We start from the raw sequence: 23,729 nt of genomic DNA, 5'->3' as shown, positions 1-23,729 counted from the left end.
TGAATTTTCAAGTAGTTTAAAGTGTGATTGGTCTTTTTCAGTTAAGATTGGAATTCTGCATTTGAGAGTTGAACAATGGAATTACAACGCGGTATTTATCAACATTATAAGGGTAAACTTTATCAGGTCCTGCATGTGGCAACACATAGTGAAACGGAAGAAAAGCTGGTGGTTTATCAATGTCTTTATGGTGACTATTCGATTTGGGTTCGACCGCTATCCATGTTTACGGAAAGTATTAGTACCAGTGATGATCGTGAAGTAGAACGCTTTAAATTGGTTCAGGCACTTTAATCAATCCATAAATAATTTATTTAGATAACCTCAGGGAAGAGCAATGAATCAATTACAACATTTTGAAAGTTTCATGCAGGAGCTGTATGAGACCTTTCATGCGCATGATCTTCAGCAAACTGAACGTCTGCAACGCTATCGAAATATTGAGCCTGAATCAGGCCGATTTTTATCATTACTCATTCGTGCCCAGCAGTCCAAACGTATTCTGGAAATCGGTACCTCTACGGGTTATTCCACTTTATGGCTGGCCGAAGCTGCCCGGCAGACTCAAGCGACGATTACAACATTAGAAATAGATGCAGAAAGAGTTGCGCAGGCCGAGCAGTATGCAAATCAGCTAGGTCTAGATAATTTGATTAATTTTAAAGTGACAGATGCATTGCATTATTTGCAAGCTGAGCAGAACGTATTTGATTTTATATTGTTAGATGCGGAACGTGATGCTTATGTGGATTATTGGACCCATTTGGCCCGATTACTCAAGCCAAAAGGTGGAGTATTACTGGTGGATAATGTGATTTCACATGCTGCGGAAGTAGAAGAATTTATTCATCTGATCCAGCAGGATTCAGGTTTTATCATGAGTACGTTGCCGATTGGAGCTGGCTTACTCATGGTGACTTATCGTTAAGCAGAAATTAGTTAAATTAAAACAGGCAAACCCGGTCAAAATGTAAGTTGTATTCAAGATATTTCTGTACAAAGGCCATTTTATCTTGTCGTCTTAACAGGTTGTCATAAACAAATTCGGGAACAGGATGGTAGAGTTCTATATCGCCATTGCTATAAATGATTTTCAGGTGGCGGCTAGAGGGACTATAAGCCCATGAGATCACGGTTAGCAGTTTTTGCATACGTTTTCCTCCACTGAATATTATTATCTTATGTCTTGAACTTATGCCAACTGACATTGAAGATGTATAACTGAATTGTAAGCATAAGTAGGGGATTGTTATGAAGAGGAAGCAATATGCATGCCTGATTTTTATATGATCTTTAAAGTGAAAAATAAAGATTTGGTAGGATGGCTTTAGATAGAAGAAAAGGGAAAATAAAACGTTTGGCCAATAGAGCAATCAAATAAATGTTCAAATAAAAAAACCACGCTAAAAGCGTGGTTTTTTTAAATCAGTTCAATCTAATACAGATTAGATTTTACCAACTAGGTCGATTGAAGGAGCAAGAGTTGCGTCGCCTTCTTTCCATTTAGCTGGGCAAACTTCGCCTGGGTGAGCGTGTACATATTGAGCTGCTTTAACTTTACGAAGAAGTTCTTGAGCATCACGACCGATACCGCCAGCGTTGATTTCAACGATTTGGATTTTACCTTCTGGATCGATCACGAAAGTACCACGGTCAGCAAGGCCGTCAGCTTCGATTAATACGTCGAAGTTTTTAGCAAGAGTCCAAGTAGGATCGCCAACCATTACATATTGGATTTTTTTGATTTCTTCAGAAGAATCGTGCCAAGCTTTGTGAGTGAAGTGAGTGTCAGTAGAAACTGAGTAGATTTCAACGCCTAATTTTTTGAATTCTTCGTAGTTGTCAGCAAGGTCGCCAAGTTCAGTTGGGCAAACGAAAGTGAAGTCAGCTGGGTAGAAGAATACTACAGACCATTTACCTTTAAGGTCAGCTTCTGTTACTTCGATGAATTTACCATTTTGGAACGCAGTTGTTTTGAACGGTTTAACTTCAGTATTAATTAAGCTCATCATTGTCTCCATGATTGAGGTTTGTATTTAATTTCCAATAGGGTACAGAAATTATTTTTCTTGCTGAAACAGTATTTTTACATAACATACATCGGAAAAACCGAATTAAGCTAAAAATAAAATACCATCAGCACAAACAGCATTGCTCTTGATATAAATGATTCAACCGTAGAATGGTGAATACATCATGACAAGACTCACCCCGATTTAATGCCTCTTCAGACATGATGCCGCAAGCAGTAAAATTCAAGGGCAAAAATTAAAAAATTATAAAAATATTCAAAATGGCCGTTCTTTCGCTTAGGGGCAATACAGCGTAAAATAGCTGCCTATTGTCTTTTTTGATATCAGGTGTTTTCTCAGTGCAGAGTCCTTTAAATGTAGATCAGCTCGTTATGGCGCGTGACCGTCATCGTTTAAATCGACTCCAAAAAGGTAAAGATGCCAACCAAAAGCAATATCAAGAATTATTTGAAAAATCGCATGCCAAAGTCATGCAGCGTATCGAACGCATTCCCAATATCAAGCTGAATCAGGATCTGCCTGTTACCCAGTATGCAGACAAGCTGATTGAAGCGATCCAGCAACATCAGGTCATTATTGTGGCTGGTGAAACCGGTTCCGGTAAAACTACGCAATTACCACAAATCGCCATGCTGGCAGGTCGAGGCCTGACTGGTCTGATTGGCCATACCCAGCCACGTCGTCTAGCTGCGCGTAGCGTCTCACAGCGTATTGCAGAAGAAGTTGGCGAGAAACTGGGTGAGTCAATTTCCTTTAAAGTCCGTTTTAATGAACAGGGCTCGCAGGATTCGATCGTCCGTTTGATGACGGATGGTATTTTATTGGCAGAGCTGGCCAATGACCGGTTCCTGACCAAATACGACACCATTATCATCGATGAAGCGCATGAACGTTCGCTGAATATCGATTTCATCATGGGCTATCTCAAGCAGCTCTTGCCGCGTCGTAAAGATCTAAAAGTGATCATTACCTCGGCAACGCTGGATGTAAACCGTTTCAGTAACTACTTCAATGGCGCACCGATCTATGAAGTGGAAGGGCGTAGCTATCCGGTAGAAGTGCGTTATCGTCCAATTTCTGAAATGAGCATTGTCGGCAGTGATGACGACGAGTTTGATGATTTTGAAGAAAATCTGCCCCGTGCAGTGGTTGCAGCAGTAGAAGAATGTTTTCAGGATGCACAGGAAAAAGGTCATCCTGAACATGCCGATATCCTGATTTTTGCCAGTACCGAACAGGAAATTCGTGAACTGCAGGAAACCCTGATCAAGCATGGTCCACGTCATACGGAAGTGTTACCACTCTACGCACGATTAGCATTAGCAGAACAGCAAAAAATCTTTAATCCATCGGGCGGCGGTCGACGGATTATTATCGCCACCAACGTAGCAGAAACAGCATTAACTGTTCCGAATATTCGTTATGTGATTGATAGCGGTTTTGCCCGTATTTCCCGTTATAACTATCGTTCACGGGTGCAGCGTTTACCGATCGAAGCGGTTTCTCAAGCTGCTGCCAATCAGCGTAAAGGTCGTTGTGGCCGTATTGCACCAGGTGTCTGTGTTCGTCTGTATAGTGAAGAAGACTTTTTAAGTCGTCCTGAATTTACCGAACCTGAGATTAAACGGACCAATCTGGCATCCGTCATTTTACAGATGCAAAGTCTGGGCCTAGGTTCACTGGAAGATTTCGATTTCATTGAGCCACCAGATCACCGTCTGGTCAATGATGGTCGCAAGCTCTTGATTGAGCTTGGGGCAATGACGGAGAAAAATCCCCCTAAAGTTGCCGACGAAAAGCAGTCGGCAACTTCTTCCCCCTTTAAGAAAGGGGGAACACAAGGGGGATTAACTAAGATCGGTCAGCAAATGGCAAAAATGCCAATTGATCCACGTCTGGCGCGAATGATTCTTGGCGGTGCGCATTTTGGTGCGCTGAATGAAGCTTTGGTGATTGTCGCGGCGCTGGCAGTACAAGACCCACGTGAACGTCCTGCGGATAAGCAGATGCAGGCTGATCAGAAACATGCCTTGTTCCGTGAAGCAGATTCAGATTTCCTGTTTTATATCAAGCTCTGGGATACCCTGCATAACAACCGTGAGAGTATGAGTGAAAACAAACGCCGTACTTTTGCACGGAATCATTTCCTGAGCTGGTTACGTCTGCGTGAATGGAAGAAAACTCATGAGCAGCTGGTGGATCTGGCTAAAGGCTTAAAACTGTCCTTTAATGAAAAGAAAGCCAGTTATGAAAATCTGCATCGCGCTTTATTGACTGGCTTACTGTCTTTTATTGCCAACAAGACTGATGAACGTAATGTGTTTATGGCAGTTCGTCAGCAGAAAGCACGAATTTTCCCGGCATCAACGCTGCACAAGACGAATACCCCATGGGTGATGGCTTTTGAAATGGTTGAAACCTCGCAGGTGTATTTACGGACTCTAGCGAAGATTGAGCCGGAATGGATTCTGCTGGCTGCGCGTGACTTGCTAAAACATCATTATTTTGAGCCGCACTGGTCGAAAAAAGCAGGTGTCGTCAATGCGTATGATCAGATTTCGTTATTCGGCCTGATCATTGAACCGAAACGTCCGGTTAATTATGAAAAAGTAGACCAGCCGGCTGCACATGAAATCTTCCTGCGTGATGCACTGACTACTGGCAATCTCGGTATTAATCCCCCATTCCTGAAGCATAATTTGCTGAAACTGGAAGAAGTGGAACGGGTAGAAGACAAGCTACGCCGTCGTGACTTGGTCGTGGATGAAGAAACCATTTACCAGTTTTATGCCTCCAAAGTGCCGCCAGAAGTGGCGTGTCGCCGTAGTTTTGAAGACTGGCGTGCCACGGTAGAGCCACATGATCCACGTTATCTGTTTATTGATGATGATGCGCTGTGGCTGAATGATCGTCCAACCACACAACAGTTTCCGGATTATTTACGTAATGGTGAATTGCGTCTGGCGACCAGCTATCGTTTTGACCCAAGTCATGATGAAGATGGTGCAACGGTTAAAATTCCGCTGCAGGCTTTGCCGCAGGTCGATGAAAATATCTGGTCATGGGGGATTCCGGGCTGGCGTCTGGAGCTGATCGAAGCTTTATTAAAGACTTTGCCTAAAGATAAACGCCGTAGTCTGGTGCCGATTCCAGATACTGCGAAAAAGCTGGCAGCCCGTATTGATGTGGTAAATTTACGTGAGCATATTTTCAGTTTTCTGGCTTTCCAGTTGCGTGGCGAGCAGATTACAGAAAAAGATTTTAGTCTGGATCGGGTTGAGCAATATCTCTTGCCTTTGATCAAGGTGATAGATGAAAAAGGTCACGTGATTGAACAAGGCCGTGATCTGGCCGAGCTAAAAGCCCGTTGCCGTACTGAAACTCATAGCCCGGTGAAACAGTTAAAAGGTGAATTTAAAACCTTCCCGGAAAACTTTGTCTTTGAAGCATCGCAGAAAGTGACGGGTGTAGTCGTTAAGCAATATCAGGCACTGGTTCCTACCAAAGACTTTGCTGCACTGGAACAGAAAGATGAATCTGGTGTCGTGATTCAGACCTTTAATGATCAGGCTGAAGCCGTCAAACAGCATCGTGAAGGGATCATTCGGCTGGTGCATATGCAGCTCGGAGATCTGGTGCGTCAGCTGAAAAAACAGATTTCCAAACCGCTGGCACTGGCATATTCACCGCTTGGCGATAAGGCCCAACTGGAGCAAATGTTAGTTTATGCCACACTCCACCTGTCAATTAATGAGCTGCCTGTCAATATGCAAGAGTTCCAAAAGTTGGTAGAGGATGTAAAAAAATCTTTCCTGACTCATGGCCAGACTGCACTGAAAGAAATCACGGATATTTATATCCAGTGGCAGGAAATTCGTCGTAAATTACTGGTTTTAGACCCATCTATATTTGGAAAAAATATTGATGATATTGAGGATCAGCTTGATTTGATGAGTCTTTCTGACTTCCTTTATCGGAAACCTTCCGACGTATGGTCAGAATTTCCACGTTATTTGAAAGCCCTGATCTTGCGTTTAGAGCGCTTGCCAAATAACCTACAGAGGGATGATTCCGCCATTGACCAAATTGATCCGTGGATGGAAAAATTATTTAAGTTTAAAAATGACGCTCGCCTTAAAGAATTGTATTTTATGGTTGAGGAGTTAAGGATCTCATTGTTTTCTCAACCGATGAAAACGAAAACACCCATTTCTCCAACTCGCCTGCAAAAAGTATGGGAACGTCTTGGAATCAGTTAAGATATAGGTCATTTTGAGAAGGAGTTTTACATGGGCATCCGTATTACGGGTACTGGCTTGTTCCATCCGGAAGATGTCATTACCAATGAAGAGTTAGTTGAAAGTTTAAATGCTTATGTGGAACTGTATAATCACGAAAATGCAGATAAAATCGCTGCAGGCGAATTAGATGCGCGTCGTGGTTCTAGCGCAGAATTTATTGAAAAAGCGTCAGGCGTACAACGCCGTTATGTGTCAGAAAAAACTGGCATCCTCGATCCAAAACGTTTACGTCCAAATCTACGTGAACGTTCAGATGATGAAATTTCCCTTCAGGCAGAATGGGGCGTGATCGCAGCAAAACAGGCGATGGAAAATGCTGGTGTCACTGCTGAAGATATCGATGTTGTGATCCTGTCATGTTCAAATCTGCAACGTGCTTATCCTGCGGTTGCGATTGAAATCCAGACTGCTCTGGGTATTCAAGGTTATGCGTATGACATGAACGTCGCATGTTCAGCAGCAACTTTTGGTTTAAAACAGGCTGCCGATGCCATCAAAGCAGGTGCACGTCGTGTATTGCTGGTAAATGTCGAAATTACCTCTGCACATACCGATTTCCGTTCACGTGACTGTCACTTTATTTTTGGTGATGTCGCAACTGCATCGATCATTGAAGATACTGAAACTAAAACCGGTTTCGAGATTCTGGATACATCATTATTTACCCAGTTCTCAAACAATATCCGTAATAACTTCGGCTTCCTGAATACGTCTGAAAATGCAGATATTGACGACAAACGTTTCCGTCAGGACGGTCGTAAGGTATTTAAAGAAGTGTGTCCACTGGTTGCCAAGATGATTACTGCTCAACTTGAGAAAAATCATATTGCACCTACAGATGTAAAACGCTTCTGGTTGCACCAAGCCAATGCCAGCATGAATGAATTGATTCTGAAACTGGTAGTGGGTAAAGAAAATGCCAAACCAGGTCTGGTACCTATCATTCTGAATGAGTTTGCCAATACTTCTTCCGCAGGTGTCATTATTGCCTTACATCGTACTGCAAATGAAGTTGAAGACGGCGAATATGGCGTACTGTGTTCATTTGGTGCAGGCTATTCAGTGGGTTCAATCCTGGTACAAAAACGCGTGGCGTAAGCCGGGAGTATATTTTGCAGGTCAAGCATGACGCAGCATGGATCAGGCGCTTAAGTGCCTTATCCAAACTGTATTTCACGCCTACTTTTTTAGGGGCTGAAAATATTGATGCCAGTCGACCTGCAATGTATGTCGGTAATCATTCCATGTATGGCATCTTTGATGCGCCAATGCCGATTGATTACCTGTACAATGAACATCAAGTGGCTGTGGTCAGTATTGCTGATCATAGCCATTTTTATGTGCCGCTATGGCGTGAAGCAGTGAAGAAATTTGGCGCTATTGATGGCATACAGGACTATGTCCGCTCGGCCATGCAGCAAGGCTACTCGATTCTGGTCTTTCCGGGGGGTGGCCGTGAAGTGCTGAAACGGGAAGGTGAGCAGTATCAGCTGATTTGGAAAGAGCGTTATGGCTTCCTTAAGCTGGCTCAAGAGTTTCAATACGATATAGTCCCTTTTGCTGCACTGGGCGGTGATGAAATCTATGAGATTGGATTTGATGCCAATAAGATCATTCAACATAAGTATTTTCAAAAATTATTAAAAATTCCCCAACTCAATAAATTATTACGTCATGGTGACGTGATTCCTTCCTTACCTAAAAATCTGTTTCCCAAACGCTTGCCTTTTTATTTTCAGTTTATGCCGCGGCAGCCAATTCATCATGTGCAGCACGAGAATGATCTGATTGATTTTCGTGAGTATTTACAACACAAGATCTATCAGGGGCTAGAACTGTTGGCTGACAGACGTCGGCAAGATGAAGTCTAGGTCTTTTCATCATTCCTGCTTTGCTTTACATTGAGATCGAATCGTCTAAAAAATCACCATGCTTCAATTTCTGTAATAGAAAGGAAAAAGCGATTTTAAAGGATTGAAATTCAGTAGGTCTGTAACTCAATAGGGTTAAAACGAAGGGGGAAATATGGAACAGGAGGGTTTGTTACTGCCATTCAGACAGCTCGCTGAACAATGCCTCAGTATTTTTCCTGAGTTAAATCAGCTGTATCTGGATCAAATGGCGCTTATTGGTCATGTGAATGCCCAGAATTTGTTCAGGATTCATCAGGATGAGCATCGAATTGATCTGCTTAATGGCTTATTAAATATACAGCTATATACACCTCAAGATTTAAATCTGGAAAGTCCCCATGCCTTAGCAGAAATGCAGATTGATTCCAGGCTGGCTAAAGCAGAGGCTTTGGAAGAGTTTTTCTTTCAGGATATTTACTTTCTGACTGGGGATTTAAAGCCCCAGCATTCCTTGTTTTTACGTGATAAAGCCAAACAGCTCCGTCAACTTATTATTGATCAAGTCTATATATGGGTTAATGCGCCTGACCGAGTTGCTAATTGCTTAAAACAGATGTCGCTTGTGCAGGCTGAAATCATCGACTCCTTTATGATTAAAGCCGAAGTTTATACTCAGCCTTGTATCAGTAATTGTCTTCAAAGTGGACATGAGATTCCGGCGCATGTTTTAAAACAGCTACAGCAAATCTTTTCCTTGCAATATTTGCAGCCAGATGAGTTTCTATCGATTCAGTCAGTGATGGACAGTCTGGATGCATTCTGTTTCAGTGCGCCTGAGTTTCTGCACCCAGCGACCTACCGGATTATCTCCTTATCCTTTGAAAACCGGTTCAATCTGCATGAACTGAATGACCATATTGACGATATCCGTTTGCTGTATCGGCATGCCGAAGAGCAAAGTCATCTACTGGGCTTTGTCCGGCTGATGAATCGTGATAGCTGGCATCGGAGTGATCTGCTATCCAAACGCAATTTTCTGGAAAATAATCCTTATTTATGGCAGAAAAAAGTCGCCAAACTTCCTTTATTTGACTGTCATCGGGTAGTGAACTGGTTATTTAAACAGCCTGCGGAAATTTTGGATTGGCTGAGCAGCAATATTCAACATAGCAGTGTGCGGGTGGCGGCAACAGCTTTAAGCTTTATCGATACGCACCATGTTCATCCGCAGATTGTTTTAGCTACCTTGCAATATTTTCAATATATCGCAGCACGTCTGTTTATTGATGATGTTCATCAATATGCTCTTCAGCATTGCTGGTTTGAGCATGAGCGGAATCGAACAGTTGTTCTCAAAGGGACGCGTCAGGCTATTGAGGATCATCGTATTGCGATTAGTCCATCGATTTTATATCTGGATGAATGGATCGGATTATTGCGGGATGTAGTGGCAATGGATGATCAGATAACTAAAAGGGTCTATGCCAACTTAAGCCGAGTGATGCAAGCTTATATGCAGCATCTGTATAAGATTACCTGTGATTTGCCTGAGGATGTGTTGGCTTATATTCGGCCTCAAACTCAGCAAGACCGTGATTTTTATAACGTGCTACAACGTAACCAGATTCCATTTGTAGAGTTCAGGAAGCGCTTTTACTTGCATGCAAGGCATGTGCGGGAATCCTGTTTTGATGGTTATATCCGTGATTATCTGCCGGAGTATTTTTCTACTCAAACGGAAGTGCCTAAGAATTTAAGCTGGACCAGTTTATTTACGCAGGCAGTTGCCTGGCATGAACAGATTCAGAAGCAAGAGATTATTGCCAAGCTCAAAAAAGACTTTGCTTTAGCCAGCTGGAGGCCACTCACACAGGCACATTTTCTACTGTATTTTAATTGGCGTTTTGAGGAGTTGAAAACACTAGAGCGGATTATTGAAGAGGCCAGAATATTCCGGAACTGTCTGGCTGCAAGTTATGCACAGCGTATAGTAGAAGGTGAATATGTGGCCTTTCGCATGTCACATCCTGCAATCAAATTACCTCTGATTTTAGGCTGTCAGTTGCAAAATGACCAAGTCATCTTTGACCAGCTTGAGTATCCAAATAATCAAAAAGCGGAAGTTGAATATATCAATATTGCCCAGCATTTTATTAACTGGTTAAACCTGCAGGCTTGACCTGATTCAGTGCTTTTCTGTCTGTGAAGCTTAACTTTTCCGGCAAAAATCGTTAGGCTATAGCCGTTCTTTTACGGTATCTCTTTTATGAAACAGGAAACTGCACTTAAGCTCTTAAAAGCAGGGGAAAATGTCTTTTTAACCGGTTCTGCGGGTGCAGGGAAAACTTATACGCTTAATCAATATATCAATTATCTGAAAGCTCGTAAGGTGTCGGTCGCGATTACTGCATCGACTGGTATTGCGGCAACGCATATGAATGGTATGACCATTCATACCTGGGCCGGAATCGGGATCAAAGACTTTTTGTCTGAAGAAGACCTGAAGCGCATGAAAGAGCGTAAATACCTGAAAGAACACTTGGAAAATGCGCAAGTCCTGATCATTGATGAAATTTCTATGCTGCATGCCAAGCAGCTCAATCTGGTCAATCAGGTGCTGAAATATTTCAAGGAAAGCGATGAAGCTTTTGGCGGGATTCAGGTCATTGTCGCAGGGGACTTTTTCCAGTTGCCACCCGTTGGAAAAAATGATGAGCGTAACCGTGATAAATTCTGTTTTATGTCGGATGCCTGGGTTGAAGCCAAGTTCCGCGTCTGTTATTTAACTGAACAGCATCGTCAGGGTAATGACTACCTGAATGATATTTTGAATGCCATTCGTGCGCAGGCCATTTCACCTGAACATCGTTCAGCACTACAGGCCACACGTCAGCAGGATATTGGCGATACCTATACACGTCTCTATACCCATAATATGGATGTAGACAGCATTAACTTTAAACATCTGAATGAAATTGATCAGGATTCACGCCAGTTTGATGCGCAATGTGATGGTAATGAAAAACTGATAGAAACCTTAAAGTCTTCAGTCCGTGCACCCGAAGCCTTAACCCTGAAAAAACATGCCAAGGTCATGTTCGTGAAAAATAACTTTGATATGGGCTATATCAACGGCAGTCTGGGTGAAGTGATCGGCTTTGAAGATGATGATGAGCATGGCGTTCTGCCAAAGGTCAAACTGACAGATGGAACTACCCTGATTGTAGAGCCTGAAACCTGGTCAGTGGATAATGAAGCAGGCAAAACCATTGCCAGTTTCCAGCAGATTCCACTACGTCTGGCTTGGGCGATTACCATTCATAAGTCTCAAGGCATGACGCTAGAAGCTGCTGAGATTGACTTGAGCCATACCTTTGAAAAAGGTCAAGGTTATGTAGCATTATCCCGTTTGAAAAGCTTAAATGGTCTACGTTTGAAAGGCTTTAATGAACAGGCTCTGGAACTGGATAGTCTTGCCATTAAAGCTGATCGCCGCTTTCGGGAACTGTCGGATGAAGCTGAAGCGAATTTTGAAAACGTGGATTTGACTGTACAGCATAAGGCCTTTATCCGTCATTGTGGTGGTACTTTGAATGAAGTCGAGATCCAGCGCAATGAGAAGAAAATTGCCAAAAATGGTGGCAAGCAAAACTACGCGACTGCAACCTTGGATGAAACCCGTGAATTGTTTGAAGAAGGTTATGAGATTTCCGATATTGCCACTGAACGTGGCTTGACACCTGCCACTATTATTAATCATTTAGGACGTTTGCATAAAGAGCAAGGGCTGGATATCTCAGTAGCTCATCCGGGTGAGGAAGTTGTTGAACAAGTCCGCAAGATTTATAAGCGTCTGACTAAACGTCAAAACTCAGATCATTTCAATGATGACGGCAGTATTAAATTACGTCCGATCGTGGAACTGACCAGTCCGCGTATGGGTTATGATCAGGTACGTTTGGCTTTGCTGTTTGTGGAATAAAATTTGAGTTTTTAAATTTTAGTATTTAACGTGAGCTTTTACTTTTGAAAGATCAAAAGTAACAAAAATCTTTTGTTGGATTGAAGGTACATCCTGTACCTCAATCCAACGAGCGACATCCATGTCGCTGATCATGTGATTTAATACTTTGCAGTTCATAATTTTAGAATGTTAATTTTTAAGAATATTGCACAATCATGGTTAAAGGCTTATTGCGTTCCAATCAATAACGATAAAATCCCGGCCGCAATTAATGGCCCGACAGGGACACCACGAAGAACTGCTACACCTGCCACCGTACCAATTAATAGACCTGCAACGACATCAGGCTGACTCGACATTAGTTTCACCCCACGTCCACCAAGCCAGGCAACGAATAGACCGATTGCAATTGCCAGTAAAGATTTCCAGCTCAGAAATGATTTAAGAATACTGTCACCAGGAATTTTCCCGCTAGCAATCGGAGTCAATACGCCAATGGTTAAAATAATAATCCCGATATTTAGGCCATGTTGCTGTACATAAGGTAAGAGTTCATTGAGAGGCGTGATTTTTAATACGATCAACACGGCCGCAGCAATGGTCACAGCAGTATTATGACTAAAAATACCGCAAGCCAGTAGAACCAGAAGAACAAGCAGATTCAGATCAAGTTGGGACATGAGGAGATAAAAAAATGAAAAGTCACAGGATTATAGGCTTTTTAGCCATTTAAAGGGAGAATGCTCTACAAGAAATGAATCTGGTTAGTTTTCAGTATAGAATGCGCCTATCTTTCGTATAAACAGGTTCAGACAGATGCTATTGGAAAAAATGTTGCAATCACAAGGTTTCGGTTCACGAAAACATTGTCAGCAACTGATTAAAAATGGTGCTGTTTCGATTCAGGGCGAACTCATCGATAACCCCAAGCATAAGCTGAATCTGCAAGATCTGACTTTTAGCGTCTATGGTCATGAGTATCGCTATCGGGAAAAAGTATATATCGCGCTCAATAAGCCTCAAGATTATGAATGCTCACATCAGGCTACCCATCATTTCAGTGTATTTGATCTGTTTGATGATACCTTGTTAAACCGTGGAATCCAATGTGTAGGTCGTCTCGATCAGGACACCACCGGACTGTTATTGCTGACGGATGATGGTCAGTTTTTACAAGCGTTGACCCATCCTAAGAAACATGTGGCGAAAGTCTATCAGATGACTACTGCCGATCCCGTAACAGATGAGCAGATTCAACAGCTTGAACAGGGTGTGGAATTGAGAAATGAAAAAGGCACCTTTGCTGCTACAGATATTGTTCGTCTGAATGACAATCGACTGCAAATGACCATTCATCAAGGTGTGTATCATCAGGTGAAACGTATGCTGGCAGCTGTTGGCAATAAAGTGGAGCAGCTGCATCGTGCCCAGATTGGTGCATTGGCCTTGAATGAACTGGCAATAGGGGAATGGACCTATCTGGACGCAGAACAAGTGGCACAGGCAAAATTCCGTACCGAATAAAGTCTGGGATCTATTTCAGGAAACAATGGAAAGTCACGAATTCATTGTCCTGAATAAATCCAAGTGACTCATAAAGTTTATGTGACTGATAATTGGTTTTTTGCGTTTCCAGGCTGATTCGAAGCGCATTTTCATGCCGGGCAAATAAAATAGCCGTATCAATCAGTTGTTTGGCTGCACCATGCCGGCGATAAGGCGGGCTAATATAGACATCGTCCAGCACATAATAAGTAGAACATGCGACTGAGGAAAATCTTAAATACAGCAGAATAAATCCGGTAAAAATATCATCCTTGGTGTTGATAAAAATGACAGTTTGACCATCTTCAAAACGCTGTTTCAAAAACTCGTAAGATAAATCCAGATTGGAAGAAGTACCATAAAATTGACGGTACTCATCAAATAAAACGGCCAGGTTAGGTAGATCTTCTGACTGGGCACGTCGCACGATCATCGGCTTACTCCATATTAATTTTATTATTTATCATTAACATCAAGCATAGCGAAGTTTGAAAGGAGAGAAACTTAAGAATTGTTCGTAAATGCAACAATGTTAAATTTTGTCGCTTTCACCTAAAATAGCATTCAGTTCTTCAAATAAATCAAAATGATCATCATCCAGATTCATTTCCTGATGATCTGCTGGAATCGCTGTAGCACTTGGACTTGAGCTTTGTTCTGCCTTAATTTCATTCTGTTTCTGCTTGCGTAACTTGATCAGCTGTTCCAGATTAATATTCTGATTTTCAATCGAGAAGGGGATTGATTTGGTCAGAACCACCTGTTTAAAAAAAAGACGAACTGCCTGAGCCGGCGTAATCCCCAATTGTTTAAATACTGCAAATGCCTGTTTCTTTTCTTGGGAATCCAGGCGAATTTGATAAACTTCAGTTTTTCTCATAATATTTTCAAAGCTTTAAATTACTTAACTTTTCGCCTTATTCTAATCGATAACTTCGGGATTTCAATCCTCAAGTTGCCGTTTTTAGAAAATAATCTGTAATGACAAGAGATTTACAGTGTCAATTCAAGTTTAGAGCTAAATTGCATCTGCTTTTGGGTAACTGGATCCGTAAACTGAATGTGTTTGGCCAGTAGCTGTAACGGTGCAGAAAAATCATCATCCGCCTTATGGGAAACCTGCGGATAAAAAGGATCATTCTGGATCGGAATCCCCAAATGACTTAAGTGTACCCTTAACTGATGCTGCTTTCCTGTATGTGGTTTTAGCTCATATTTGCCCCATTGCTGATCATGTTGCAGCAATTGAATTTCGGTTTCGCTATTAGGTTCTCCTTCTACCACCTGCATGGTATAAAAGGGCTGGCCTTTCTCCATTTTCAACTTTGTGATGAGCGGAAAACTTAAATCATCACGATAAGCCGCAATCGCATGATAGGTTTTCTGTACCTGCCGAGTCGCAAACATCTGCTGATAAACCCCACGTGATTGCACACATTTTGAAATCAGCACCACTCCTGCTGTTTCACGATCCAATCGATGAATCGGGGTGAGATGTTCATTTCCAGTTTGCTGTTTTAGGCGTACCAGCAAGGTTTCCTGTACATATTGTCCAGTAGGACTCATGGTGAGAAAATGCGGTTTATCTACGACCAGCAGATGTTCATTCTCAAACAGAATATGATGCTGAAAAGGAACATGCACTTCGTGTGCCAAAAAACGATAGTAAAAACAATGAGTATTCGCTTGAAAAGAACTTTCGATGCTTAAGGTATTGCCCTGAGCATCATAAACCAGACCATTATCGAAACGGGATTGCCATTCGCTCGACTCAATATGTGGAAATTGTGCACAGAGATAGGAATAGACTGTCTTGGGTGAATCAGCTGTCGCTTGCAGGAATACTTTACTTGCCGTAACCCCATTCAGCATGGGTGGGCTAAATTCAACAGTCGAAGTCATCACAATGTGGGTCTATCTCTGGTCTGGAACGGATGTTGTGAAAAAATACAGTTTCTCACAGAGGTGAATAGGCTTTTAAAGCGTTGCGATGCTATCATAATTATTCTTTTTCATCATGTCGTGAGTAATATGCCTTATTCATTTAATGTCACTTTAGAACATGAAGATGACACCCAAAATCTGGCCAAAGTTCTGGCAAATAATTTTTCTGCGGGCGTTATATATCTGATTGGTGACTTGGGTGCGGGGAAAACCACGCTGACGCGTTATTACTTACAACAACTCGGTCATAAAGGTTCAGTAAAAAGTCCGACTTATACGCTGGTGGAACCGTATCAGGTGAATGGTCAGGATATCTTTCATTTTGATTTATATCGTCTCAATGACCCTTATGAACTTGAATTGATGGGAATCCGGGATTATTTGGAAACTCCCAATGCGCTATTTCTATTTGAATGGCCTTCTAAGGGTGGCGATGAAATCCCGCAAGCCGATTTAATTATTGAAATTTTAAAATCAGAAGATGAGCTGACCCGTACCGCGAGTCTGATTTCTTCTAATCTGGCTTTACAGCAAGCTTTGGAGCGTGAATTCCCAAATGGTTGATGATTTAAGCATACGCCGTATCCGCGCACTTGATCCTGCGCTGGCGAACCAGATTGCCGCAGGTGAGGTGATTGAACGTCCTGCATCTGTGGTCAAGGAGTTGCTGGAAAACTCGATTGATGCAGGTGCGACCGAGCTGATCATCCGGGTGGAACAGGGCGGCAGTACGCTGATTGAAATCATTGATAATGGCCGAGGCATTCATTATGAGGATTTGCCACTAGCCGTGATGCGTCACGCGACCAGTAAGATTCAAACGGCTGAAGAGCTGCATGCGATTACCAGTTTGGGCTTTCGTGGTGAGGCGTTGGCCTCGATTGCTGCAGTGTCACGCCTGACTTTAACCAGTAGCCAGAATGAAGATGGCATTGGCTATCAGGTCGAAGTGAACGGTACGGCTTTTGATCATCAGGATATTCAACCGGTCGCAGCATCCAAAGGAACTCAGATCCGGGTGCAGGATTTATTCTTCAATGTTCCGGCGCGGCGCAAATTTCTGAAAAAGCCAGGCACTGAATTTGGACATATCGAAGAAATTGTTCGCCGTATGGCTTTAACGCATTTCGATATTCGCTTTGTATTGGAACATAACCAAACCATCAAGCTGAATTTGCCGGTTGCCGATAGTGGTGCTTTGCGTTTTCAACGTGTGCAACAATTACTTGGCCGTCAGTTTACTGAAAATGCTTACTGGATTGATGCAGACAGTATCAATATGCGTTTATCAGGCTGGCTCGGACATCCTTCGGATGCACGGGCTCAAGCCGATCTGCAATATGTCTATGTGAATGGCCGGATCGTTAAAGACAAAACCATTTCGCACGCCCTGCGCATGGCTTATGATGGTATTCTGCATGGCCATCAGCATGCCGCTTATTTACTATTTCTGGAAATCGATCCAGAAAGCATCGATGTCAATGTACATCCGACCAAACACGAAATTCGTTTCCTGAACCAGCGTGAAGTACATGAATTTGTACGTCACTATGCCAAGGAAACTCTGGCGCAATTTCAGACTGCGAGTGCTGATCTGGCTGAGGCGATGAAAACTGAGTCTGAAGCTGTTGCGATAACACCTCAGCCGCGCTATCAAGAGCAGTTTAGCCTGCATCAGTCCGTAGCCACTCAACCGGTTATTCCAGTCACATCTCCGTATCGTCAGCATGAAGAAGAAGCTTCTGATGTGTTAACGGATTTCGAGTCATCAGGTCCACAAACTGTGCATTATGCGCAGGATTATAATAAGTCATATTCGGGTTCACAGCAGCTGAATAATGCCTTGAAAAGTTATCTCGCGCCGTTAAGAGAAACTGAACCGGAAATCAATAATTCAGCATCGGATACATTTCAGTCACATTTACAAAGTAAAGTAGATGAGCATCCTTTGGGGATTGCGATCGCTCAACTGCATGGTATTTATATTCTGGCGCAAAATACCGAAGGCCTAATCATCGTAGATATGCATGCGGCGCATGAGCGTATTCTGCTGCAACAGATGAAAATGGCTTGGGATAAACCGGAATTCTGGATATCCCAGCAATTGCTGATTCCTAAAGTGGTGAGCATTAGTCGTATGCAAGCCATGCGTGTTGACGAGCTCAAAGATCAACTCGCTCGTTTAGGCCTGGAAATTGACCAGTATGGTGATGAACAGGTCATTGTACGGGGCGTACCGGCCATTTTGCATAAAGCTGATTTTGATGCCTTGATCCCTGAATTATTGAATGATCTGGATCCTAATGATCAGGGACAGGGTTTAATGCAGAAACGTGACCAAATTCTTGCAGGTATGGCCTGTCATGGTGCAGTACGTGCACATCGAATGTTGAGTCTGTCAGAAATGAACGCTTTGCTGCGCCAGATGGAACAAACTGAATTTGCGAGCCAATGTAATCATGGTCGTCCAACCTGGCGAGCATTTCCATTGTCTCAACTTGATAAACTTTTCGCTCGAGGAGAGTAGCCTTACATGTCCAATCAACTGCCGGTCATCAATTTAATGGGACCAACTGCAAGCGGTAAAACTGCTTTGGCATGTGAACTATACGAGCAAGGTCATTTTGAGCTGATTTCTGTCGATTCTGCGCTAGTTTATCGGGAAATGGACATTGGTACAGCGAAGCCATCTAAAGAGGAATTAGGGCGCTATCCGCATCATCTGATTGATATTATTAGCCCGCTCGAAGTCTATTCTGCAGCAAACTTTGTCGAAGATGTTTGCCGTCTGATTGATGATATTCATGCGCGTGGTAAAACACCAATTTTGGTGGGTGGCACCATGCTGTATTTTAAGGCCTTACTTGAAGGCTTATCTGACAATTTGCCAAGTGCAGATTACGCAGTACGTGCCCAGATCGAAGAGAAAGCCGCTCGTGAAGGGTGGGAAGCGGTGTATGCTGAATTATGTCAGGTAGATCCCTTAGCTGGCCAGAAATTTAAAGTCAGTGATAAACAGCGAATTATCCGTGCATTAGAGGTTTTTAAGCTAACAGGTGAGCCGATTACAAAACTACAAGCAGAACAACCAAAAAATTTACCATATCGTTACAGTTTCCATAATTATGCCTTAATGCCCGATCGGTTAGAATTGCACAAACGTATTGAAAAACGTCTTGAAATTATGTGGAAAAACGGATTTTTAAATGAAGTTAAAGGATTAATGGGAAAATACGATTTTGACGAAAATTTACCCTCAATGCGTTCAGTAGGTTACCGCCAAGCCATAGAATTCTTAAAAAAAGGTGACCTAAGTCATGAAAAACAACGGGAAATGGAGGATAAGGCTTTATTTGCGACACGACAACTTGCCAAACGTCAATATACCTGGTTGAGATCTTTGCAAGAAAAGCATAAATTTACAACATATTTTACGCTCGAGCAGGCCCAAGAAGACTTGCGAAACTGTCACGGATAAAGCAAAATTTGAGTACTATCTTTTTTATAATTTTTAATTGAAAAATAGAGATAGTTTTTTGCGCTGATTTTTAAATTTTTGGAGTTATAACATGTCTAAAGGTCAAACTTTACAAGATCCATTCTTGAATTCTCTCCGTAAGGAACGTATTCCAGTTTCTATCTTCCTGGTAAACGGTATCAAATTACAAGGTCACATCGAGTCTTTTGACCAATACGTTGTATTATTAAAAAATACAGTAAGCCAAATGGTTTACAAACACGCGATTTCTACAGTTGTACCTGCACGTAACCCTCGTCCAGCTGGTGCTCCTGCTGGTCCACAAGGTGCTGGCTTCGGTGGTCAAGGCGGCGCAGGTGGCTTCGGTGGTCAAGGCGCTGCTGGTGGCTTCGGCGGTCAAGGTGGCTTCGGCGGTCAAGGCGCTGGCTTCGGCGGTCAAGGCGCTGGCTTCGGCGGTCAAGGCGGCTTCGGTAGTCAAGGTGGCTTCGGTAGTCAAGGTGGCTTCGGTGGTCAAGGTGCTGGTTTTGGTGGTCAAGGTGCTGGTTTTGGTGGTCAAGGCGCTGGTTTTGACAACGATTCAAAATTTGAAGATTCTTCTGACGACGAAAACAATCGTTAATCGGATCTGAAATAAAAAAGCCTCTTAATAAGAGGCTTTTTTATTGCTTAAAAAATTGAGCCATTAAAAAAAGCCAGCATTATACTGGCTTTCTTTTCTTAAATTAACGAGCGCGTTTAGGATCTAGCTGAGGATCTTTGATTTCTACATAGGCATTGCTACGGGTTTCACGTAACCAGCTATCTAGCTCAGCATCAAACTGGCGTTCACCCAGGATCTGGCGTGCCATACGTTCCTGATATTCCTGAGTCATATCTTGCTGACGTGTATCGGTCACTTGCAGGATATGCCAGCCAAACTGTGACTGGAACGGTTCACTAATCTGACCCACTGGCGTACTTTTCATACGCTGTTCAAATTCAGGTACCATGACACCTGGGCTGACCCAGCCTAAACTTCCGCCATCACGTGCTGAACCTGTGTCATTAGAGAAAGTAGACGCCAATACTGCAAAATCTTCACCTTGCTTAAGACGCGTATATAAGCTATCAATCATCTGTTTAGCATTTTCTGGGCTAACCACTTCTGATGTTTGAATCAGAATATGACGGGTCTGGTACTGAGGAACCAATGCTTTCTGCTCACCACCTTTACGCTCTAAAAGTTTCAGGACATGCACGCCATCTGCCGCAGGAATCAGTTCAGATGTTTGACCCGCTTGCAAAGTAGAAACACGTGCAGCGAGTTCGCCTGGGATTTCTGATAAATTTCGCACGCCCATATCAGACGCATCTACTTTAATATCGCCAGTTGAATATTTTTTGCTGATCGCCTGAATATCATTGCTGCTGCTTAAATCATTTCTTACTTGCGCAGCAATCTGTTGAGCATTTTCTCCGGTTATACGTAAATGCAGAACATGTACCTGGCTGCCTAACAGAGCTTGACCTTGCGGTGTATTCAGGAAGTTTTTCACATCCTGATCACTGATCTGGATACGTGAATTTACTGCTTGCTGGCGTAAACGGCTAAGTGCCAGATCTTCAGCAATACGGTTACGTAAAGAGGCATACGTATTCGGCGCGATAGCATCCAGTTTTTGCTGGAAAGCTTCCAAGCTAGGAGAGCCTGACTCACGTGCTACTTTAAGCACTGCTTCATTTAAAGATTTTTCATCTGGACGGATATTGTAGCGTTTGACCTGTTCCAGTTGAGCCTGACGTACAATTAGCTGTTCAAGTGCTTGTTGTTCAAGATAAGGTTGCGGGGGAACAGGCTTGTTTTGCTTTTGCAATTGGTGAGAAATTTCAGCAACGCTTTGTGCCAGATCACTACGCAGAATAGCGCTATTGTCGACAACAGCTACAACTTCATCTTTAGGTTGGGCAACAGCAAAAGTCGTCATCGCTGAAGAAAGACATAGCGCAAGTGCGGTCGCTTTAAAAATTTGTTTTAACTGTTTTGTCTTCATTAACGTTCTGTCCAAGTTTGATTGATATTGTTAAAACCTAGAATACGATTTTCTAGTAATGAGGTTAGCTTGTTGCTCAACCCGCCAAGACCTTTAAGCGTTACTTCAGCCATTACTGCACGTTTCGCTTTCACATCTGGGTCATTGATATCGTCTAGGTCATTGTAGTATGAGCGGCCATAGACAGATACTCCCCAACAGCATGACTCATAGTTTACGCCAAGTAAATATTCACGTGCGACACTATTATCCAGGTCAAATTGCGCATGGCCGACCAGACGCCAGTTATTGGCAATTGGCTGGATAAATGAGCCAACCACCTGATCATAACTTTCCTGGCGGTTTGGAATATCTTTACGATAGAAATAGCCTACGTTATATAGATTGCCCTGATCGCCCGTATAATAAACCTGTACATCACGCTGGGCATTGGAGCCATTCGACATCCAGCTAGAATTTAGGTTGACATGCACGTTTTTGTTTAACTGACTTCTAAGCTGAATAACTGGACCAGTATGGCTTTCACGGTCAAATTTATCTGCTTCACGATCTAATGTGACACGGCGATCTTCAAAGAAGAAACTTTGTCCCACACTGGCGCGTAATCGCTCTAAACCTTCTTCATTAAATAAACTGTAACTAAGACCTAAAGAAGCGAAGTTATTGTCTTCTAAGCGGTCATTACCATAGAAGCGGCGTGCACTAAATAATTGGTCATAATTAATTGAGGCTACGACAGAGTCAAAGTTTGGCTGATTGCGCTGATTTTCATACGGTGAATAAGCGTAAAACAGGCGAGGCGTCAAGGTCTGTAAATAGCGACCATCTTTTTCAAAAATTAAACCGGTGTCCAGCGTAAATTGTGGCACTACGATAGAATGATTTTCACTTGATGAGCTGGTTTGATTATTATTAATACGATCAATAGTATCTTGATCATAGAAAGTATTGATATTGCGTAATGTTGCCTGAGGAATGAAGAATGACCAAGGGGTAAAGTGATTATAGCGTACCGAGAAATCATTATAGATGCGTGTACCACTTGGTTGATAGATGGCTTCATCACCGGTATCAATATTTTCGATATTTCTGATGTCTTTCTGGAAATAAGCTGTATCGTTATTAAATTCGTATTGTAAACCCAGTGGGTTACCGGTCTTATAATTCACCAAAAGCTGCGGCAAACGCGCATAAGGGCGGTCTTCATCCAGAACGGCAGGATCAAGCGTCTGGAAATCTTCAACTTTAAATTGAGCTTTTAAGCCGGGGATACCATTTTTATAATTAACTTCCCAAGCACGGCGCAAGTTCAGGTCTGTTTTTGAATCTGGGTTATTATCCAGATCGGCAAAAAAGTCCTTGTCTGATGCGTAATTATATTCAAGATTTGTTAAGAACTGATCGTTGATTTGCCAGTTATGCAGGAAGTGCAGGTCTTTACGGTCTTTATTGCTATAACTTTCATCAGATGGCAGGTAGCCACCCCAAATCCGGCCTTCACCATAGTTTTCTGTTAGATAACGAAACTCGCCATCCAGCATCGCACCACGGTCACTAATATAACGTGGCGTAATGGTCGCATCATATTGTGGTGCCAAATTGAGATAAACCGGCACACCTAATTCCAGGCCGCCATCATTGGTAAATCCGAAAGTTGGCGTCAGAATCCCAGTGGTACGGCGATCATCGATTGGGAAGTTAAAATAAGGAACAGCGAGTACCGGAACATCTTTCACATAGAGCTTGGTATTACGGGTTTCACCGCGACCGGTTTCCTGATTCAGCTTGATTTGATCTGCCTGAATTTTCCAGGTCGGTTTCTGTTCAGGTGGACAGGTGGAATAGGTGGCATTTTCCAGTTCAAGCGTATCGTCAGAGGTTTTGGCAATCTTTTCAGCACGACCATGCGCATGCTGTTCTTCGGCAATGAAGAAACTGTTGTTTAAGTCACCTTGCTGGGTTTTCAGGTTGTAATTGATATCATCGCTTTGCGAAATCAAGCCACCTTGAGCCAATTGGACTTGACCTTCTGCCTTAGCATAAGTTTGAGTCTGATCAATCGTCACGCGTTCCGCACGAATCTGGCGACCTTCCTGATCAATGACCACATTGCCTTCTAAGTAGGAATCACCGGCCGGATTATAATGACCATAGTCTGCAGTAATGGTTGAAGTTGCCTGTTCAGGGTCAATCGTCGGTGCATCAGGTGCAATAGGAGTGACCCAGGCGCCTTCACAATAGGCTGAACTGAGATATTTACCTTGACGCTGCTGTGCTTCTGGCGAAGATTTATCCACATAATATTGTGAGAAGAATGCTTCACCGGGATAGGTCTCATTAATGCGTTGTTTAAGTTGTTCCGCATTTACATTGGATGAGTCATTTGATGCAGCATAGCTTGAGACCGAGCTACTACATAAAAGGGTTAAGATCGCAGTCGCTAGAGGGTTTATTTTAAAGTGATGCTTCATTTGTCTCATTAACCAATCATGCTTTTATCGCAATTAATTATTGTCGCATCATAGAGAAAAAGTTGATAAGTAGCTACACTTAGCACTTTAAAAACTCAGCCTGTACTAGA

At 42.7% G+C, this 23,729-nt stretch carries 20 protein-coding genes; 12 read left to right on the top strand and 8 right to left on the bottom strand.

Translation table 11 applies throughout. The features are described from left to right. Positions 1-75: 75 nt before the first annotated feature. Complete coding sequence (locus FTU01_RS07650; RefSeq protein WP_125279047.1) at positions 76-294, top strand: DUF1653 domain-containing protein; 219 nt, start codon at positions 76-78, stop codon at positions 292-294. A 43-nt stretch (positions 295-337) separates the two neighbouring features. After that, a complete protein-coding gene (locus tag FTU01_RS07645; RefSeq protein ID WP_180138714.1) occupies positions 338-928 on the top strand; it encodes an O-methyltransferase in 591 nt (196 codons plus the stop codon). A 16-nt stretch (positions 929-944) separates the two neighbouring features. On the opposite strand, the gene FTU01_RS07640 is transcribed toward FTU01_RS07645, so the two are convergent. Together FTU01_RS07640 and ahpC are read right to left on the bottom strand one after the other, a co-directional pair. Further along, complete coding sequence (locus FTU01_RS07640; RefSeq protein WP_004784043.1) at positions 945-1,151, bottom strand: KTSC domain-containing protein; 207 nt, start codon at positions 1,149-1,151, stop codon at positions 945-947. A gap of 294 nt (positions 1,152-1,445) precedes the next feature. Continuing rightward, positions 1,446-2,009: an alkyl hydroperoxide reductase subunit C gene (gene ahpC, locus FTU01_RS07635; RefSeq protein WP_004784041.1), complete on the bottom strand. Its 564-nt coding sequence runs from the start codon at positions 2,007-2,009 to the stop codon at positions 1,446-1,448. A 362-nt stretch (positions 2,010-2,371) separates the two neighbouring features. Here ahpC and hrpA point away from each other — a divergent pair, with 362 nt between their 5' ends. From hrpA to FTU01_RS07610, 5 genes are all read left to right on the top strand, one after another. Then, entirely contained in the window at positions 2,372-6,292 is a 3,921-nt protein-coding gene (gene hrpA / locus FTU01_RS07630; RefSeq protein WP_180138712.1) for an ATP-dependent RNA helicase HrpA, read from the top strand. 30 nt (positions 6,293-6,322) lie between these two features. After that, positions 6,323-7,432 (top strand): beta-ketoacyl-ACP synthase III, encoded by a 1,110-nt coding sequence (locus FTU01_RS07625; protein WP_004784039.1) that lies wholly within the window; start codon positions 6,323-6,325, stop codon positions 7,430-7,432. A gap of 14 nt (positions 7,433-7,446) precedes the next feature. Then, positions 7,447-8,205, top strand: a complete 759-nt coding sequence (locus FTU01_RS07620; RefSeq protein ID WP_180138710.1) for a 1-acyl-sn-glycerol-3-phosphate acyltransferase — start codon at positions 7,447-7,449, stop codon at positions 8,203-8,205. A 154-nt stretch (positions 8,206-8,359) separates the two neighbouring features. After that, entirely contained in the window at positions 8,360-10,366 is a 2,007-nt protein-coding gene (locus tag FTU01_RS07615) for a hypothetical protein (RefSeq protein WP_180138708.1), read from the top strand. 87 nt (positions 10,367-10,453) lie between these two features. Beyond that, positions 10,454-12,169, top strand: a complete 1,716-nt coding sequence (locus tag FTU01_RS07610; protein ID WP_180138706.1) for an AAA family ATPase — start codon at positions 10,454-10,456, stop codon at positions 12,167-12,169. 209 nt (positions 12,170-12,378) lie between these two features. Here FTU01_RS07610 and FTU01_RS07605 read toward each other — a convergent pair whose 3' ends face one another. Next, positions 12,379-12,831 (bottom strand): DUF441 domain-containing protein, encoded by a 453-nt coding sequence (locus tag FTU01_RS07605; RefSeq protein ID WP_159124011.1) that lies wholly within the window; start codon positions 12,829-12,831, stop codon positions 12,379-12,381. A gap of 136 nt (positions 12,832-12,967) precedes the next feature. On the opposite strand from FTU01_RS07605, the gene FTU01_RS07600 reads away from it, so the two are divergent. Further along, positions 12,968-13,675, top strand: a complete 708-nt coding sequence (locus tag FTU01_RS07600; protein ID WP_180138704.1) for a pseudouridine synthase — start codon at positions 12,968-12,970, stop codon at positions 13,673-13,675. Between the two features lie 10 nt (positions 13,676-13,685). On the opposite strand, the gene FTU01_RS07595 is transcribed toward FTU01_RS07600, so the two are convergent. From FTU01_RS07595 to FTU01_RS07585, 3 genes are all read right to left on the bottom strand, one after another. Further along, positions 13,686-14,129: a GNAT family N-acetyltransferase gene (locus FTU01_RS07595; protein ID WP_004784033.1), complete on the bottom strand. Its 444-nt coding sequence runs from the start codon at positions 14,127-14,129 to the stop codon at positions 13,686-13,688. Between the two features lie 99 nt (positions 14,130-14,228). Then, positions 14,229-14,576 (bottom strand): type II toxin-antitoxin system RelB/DinJ family antitoxin, encoded by a 348-nt coding sequence (locus FTU01_RS07590; RefSeq protein ID WP_159124009.1) that lies wholly within the window; start codon positions 14,574-14,576, stop codon positions 14,229-14,231. 113 nt (positions 14,577-14,689) lie between these two features. Then, a complete protein-coding gene (locus tag FTU01_RS07585) occupies positions 14,690-15,598 on the bottom strand; it encodes an RluA family pseudouridine synthase (RefSeq protein ID WP_180138737.1) in 909 nt (302 codons plus the stop codon). A gap of 129 nt (positions 15,599-15,727) precedes the next feature. Between FTU01_RS07585 and tsaE the strand changes: the two genes are divergently transcribed. From tsaE to hfq, 4 genes are all read left to right on the top strand, one after another. After that, positions 15,728-16,204, top strand: coding sequence for a tRNA (adenosine(37)-N6)-threonylcarbamoyltransferase complex ATPase subunit type 1 TsaE (tsaE, locus tag FTU01_RS07580; RefSeq protein ID WP_180138702.1), 477 nt, complete (start codon positions 15,728-15,730; stop codon positions 16,202-16,204). Next, positions 16,197-18,167 (top strand): DNA mismatch repair endonuclease MutL, encoded by a 1,971-nt coding sequence (gene mutL, locus FTU01_RS07575; protein ID WP_180002190.1) that lies wholly within the window; start codon positions 16,197-16,199, stop codon positions 18,165-18,167. Before tsaE ends, mutL begins: the two co-directional genes overlap by 8 nt. Before the next feature lie 6 nt (positions 18,168-18,173). Next, positions 18,174-19,118 (top strand): tRNA (adenosine(37)-N6)-dimethylallyltransferase MiaA, encoded by a 945-nt coding sequence (gene miaA / locus FTU01_RS07570; protein WP_180138695.1) that lies wholly within the window; start codon positions 18,174-18,176, stop codon positions 19,116-19,118. Positions 19,119-19,209: 91 nt separating this feature from the next. Next, entirely contained in the window at positions 19,210-19,737 is a 528-nt protein-coding gene (hfq, locus tag FTU01_RS07565; protein ID WP_166139420.1) for an RNA chaperone Hfq, read from the top strand. 103 nt (positions 19,738-19,840) lie between these two features. On the opposite strand, the gene FTU01_RS07560 is transcribed toward hfq, so the two are convergent. Both FTU01_RS07560 and lptC read right to left on the bottom strand, forming a co-directional pair. Next, positions 19,841-21,148: a peptidylprolyl isomerase gene (locus FTU01_RS07560; RefSeq protein ID WP_166139422.1), complete on the bottom strand. Its 1,308-nt coding sequence runs from the start codon at positions 21,146-21,148 to the stop codon at positions 19,841-19,843. Beyond that, a complete protein-coding gene (gene lptC / locus FTU01_RS07555) occupies positions 21,148-23,619 on the bottom strand; it encodes an LPS export ABC transporter periplasmic protein LptC (protein WP_166139457.1) in 2,472 nt (823 codons plus the stop codon). Before lptC ends, FTU01_RS07560 begins: the two co-directional genes overlap by 1 nt. Positions 23,620-23,729: the final 110 nt, after the last annotated feature.

Source organism: Acinetobacter sp. YH12043 (genome assembly GCF_013419915.1).
Taxonomy (GTDB): domain Bacteria; phylum Pseudomonadota; class Gammaproteobacteria; order Pseudomonadales; family Moraxellaceae; genus Acinetobacter.
The sequence above is the reverse complement of the archived record's forward strand: the minus strand, read 5'-3'. Positions and strand labels throughout refer to the sequence as shown.

Excerpts from the sequence above, each read along its gene's own strand:
- FTU01_RS07650 (WP_125279047.1), top strand. The coding sequence starts at position 76 with ATGGAATTACAACGCGGTATTTATCAACATTATAAGGGTAAACTTTAT.
- FTU01_RS07645 (WP_180138714.1), top strand. The coding sequence starts at position 338 with ATGAATCAATTACAACATTTTGAAAGTTTCATGCAGGAGCTGTATGAG.
- FTU01_RS07640 (WP_004784043.1), bottom strand. The coding sequence starts at position 1,151 with ATGCAAAAACTGCTAACCGTGATCTCATGGGCTTATAGTCCCTCTAGC.
- ahpC (WP_004784041.1), bottom strand. The coding sequence starts at position 2,009 with ATGAGCTTAATTAATACTGAAGTTAAACCGTTCAAAACAACTGCGTTC.
- FTU01_RS07625 (WP_004784039.1), top strand. The coding sequence starts at position 6,323 with ATGGGCATCCGTATTACGGGTACTGGCTTGTTCCATCCGGAAGATGTC.
- FTU01_RS07615 (WP_180138708.1), top strand. The coding sequence starts at position 8,360 with ATGGAACAGGAGGGTTTGTTACTGCCATTCAGACAGCTCGCTGAACAA.
- FTU01_RS07610 (WP_180138706.1), top strand. The coding sequence starts at position 10,454 with ATGAAACAGGAAACTGCACTTAAGCTCTTAAAAGCAGGGGAAAATGTC.
- FTU01_RS07605 (WP_159124011.1), bottom strand. The coding sequence starts at position 12,831 with ATGTCCCAACTTGATCTGAATCTGCTTGTTCTTCTGGTTCTACTGGCT.
- FTU01_RS07600 (WP_180138704.1), top strand. The coding sequence starts at position 12,968 with ATGCTATTGGAAAAAATGTTGCAATCACAAGGTTTCGGTTCACGAAAA.
- FTU01_RS07595 (WP_004784033.1), bottom strand. The coding sequence starts at position 14,129 with ATGATCGTGCGACGTGCCCAGTCAGAAGATCTACCTAACCTGGCCGTT.
- FTU01_RS07590 (WP_159124009.1), bottom strand. The coding sequence starts at position 14,576 with ATGAGAAAAACTGAAGTTTATCAAATTCGCCTGGATTCCCAAGAAAAG.
- FTU01_RS07585 (WP_180138737.1), bottom strand. The coding sequence starts at position 15,598 with ATGACTTCGACTGTTGAATTTAGCCCACCCATGCTGAATGGGGTTACG.
- tsaE (WP_180138702.1), top strand. The coding sequence starts at position 15,728 with ATGCCTTATTCATTTAATGTCACTTTAGAACATGAAGATGACACCCAA.
- mutL (WP_180002190.1), top strand. The coding sequence starts at position 16,197 with ATGGTTGATGATTTAAGCATACGCCGTATCCGCGCACTTGATCCTGCG.
- miaA (WP_180138695.1), top strand. The coding sequence starts at position 18,174 with ATGTCCAATCAACTGCCGGTCATCAATTTAATGGGACCAACTGCAAGC.
- hfq (WP_166139420.1), top strand. The coding sequence starts at position 19,210 with ATGTCTAAAGGTCAAACTTTACAAGATCCATTCTTGAATTCTCTCCGT.
- FTU01_RS07560 (WP_166139422.1), bottom strand. The coding sequence starts at position 21,148 with ATGAAGACAAAACAGTTAAAACAAATTTTTAAAGCGACCGCACTTGCG.
- lptC (WP_166139457.1), bottom strand. The coding sequence starts at position 23,619 with ATGAAGCATCACTTTAAAATAAACCCTCTAGCGACTGCGATCTTAACC.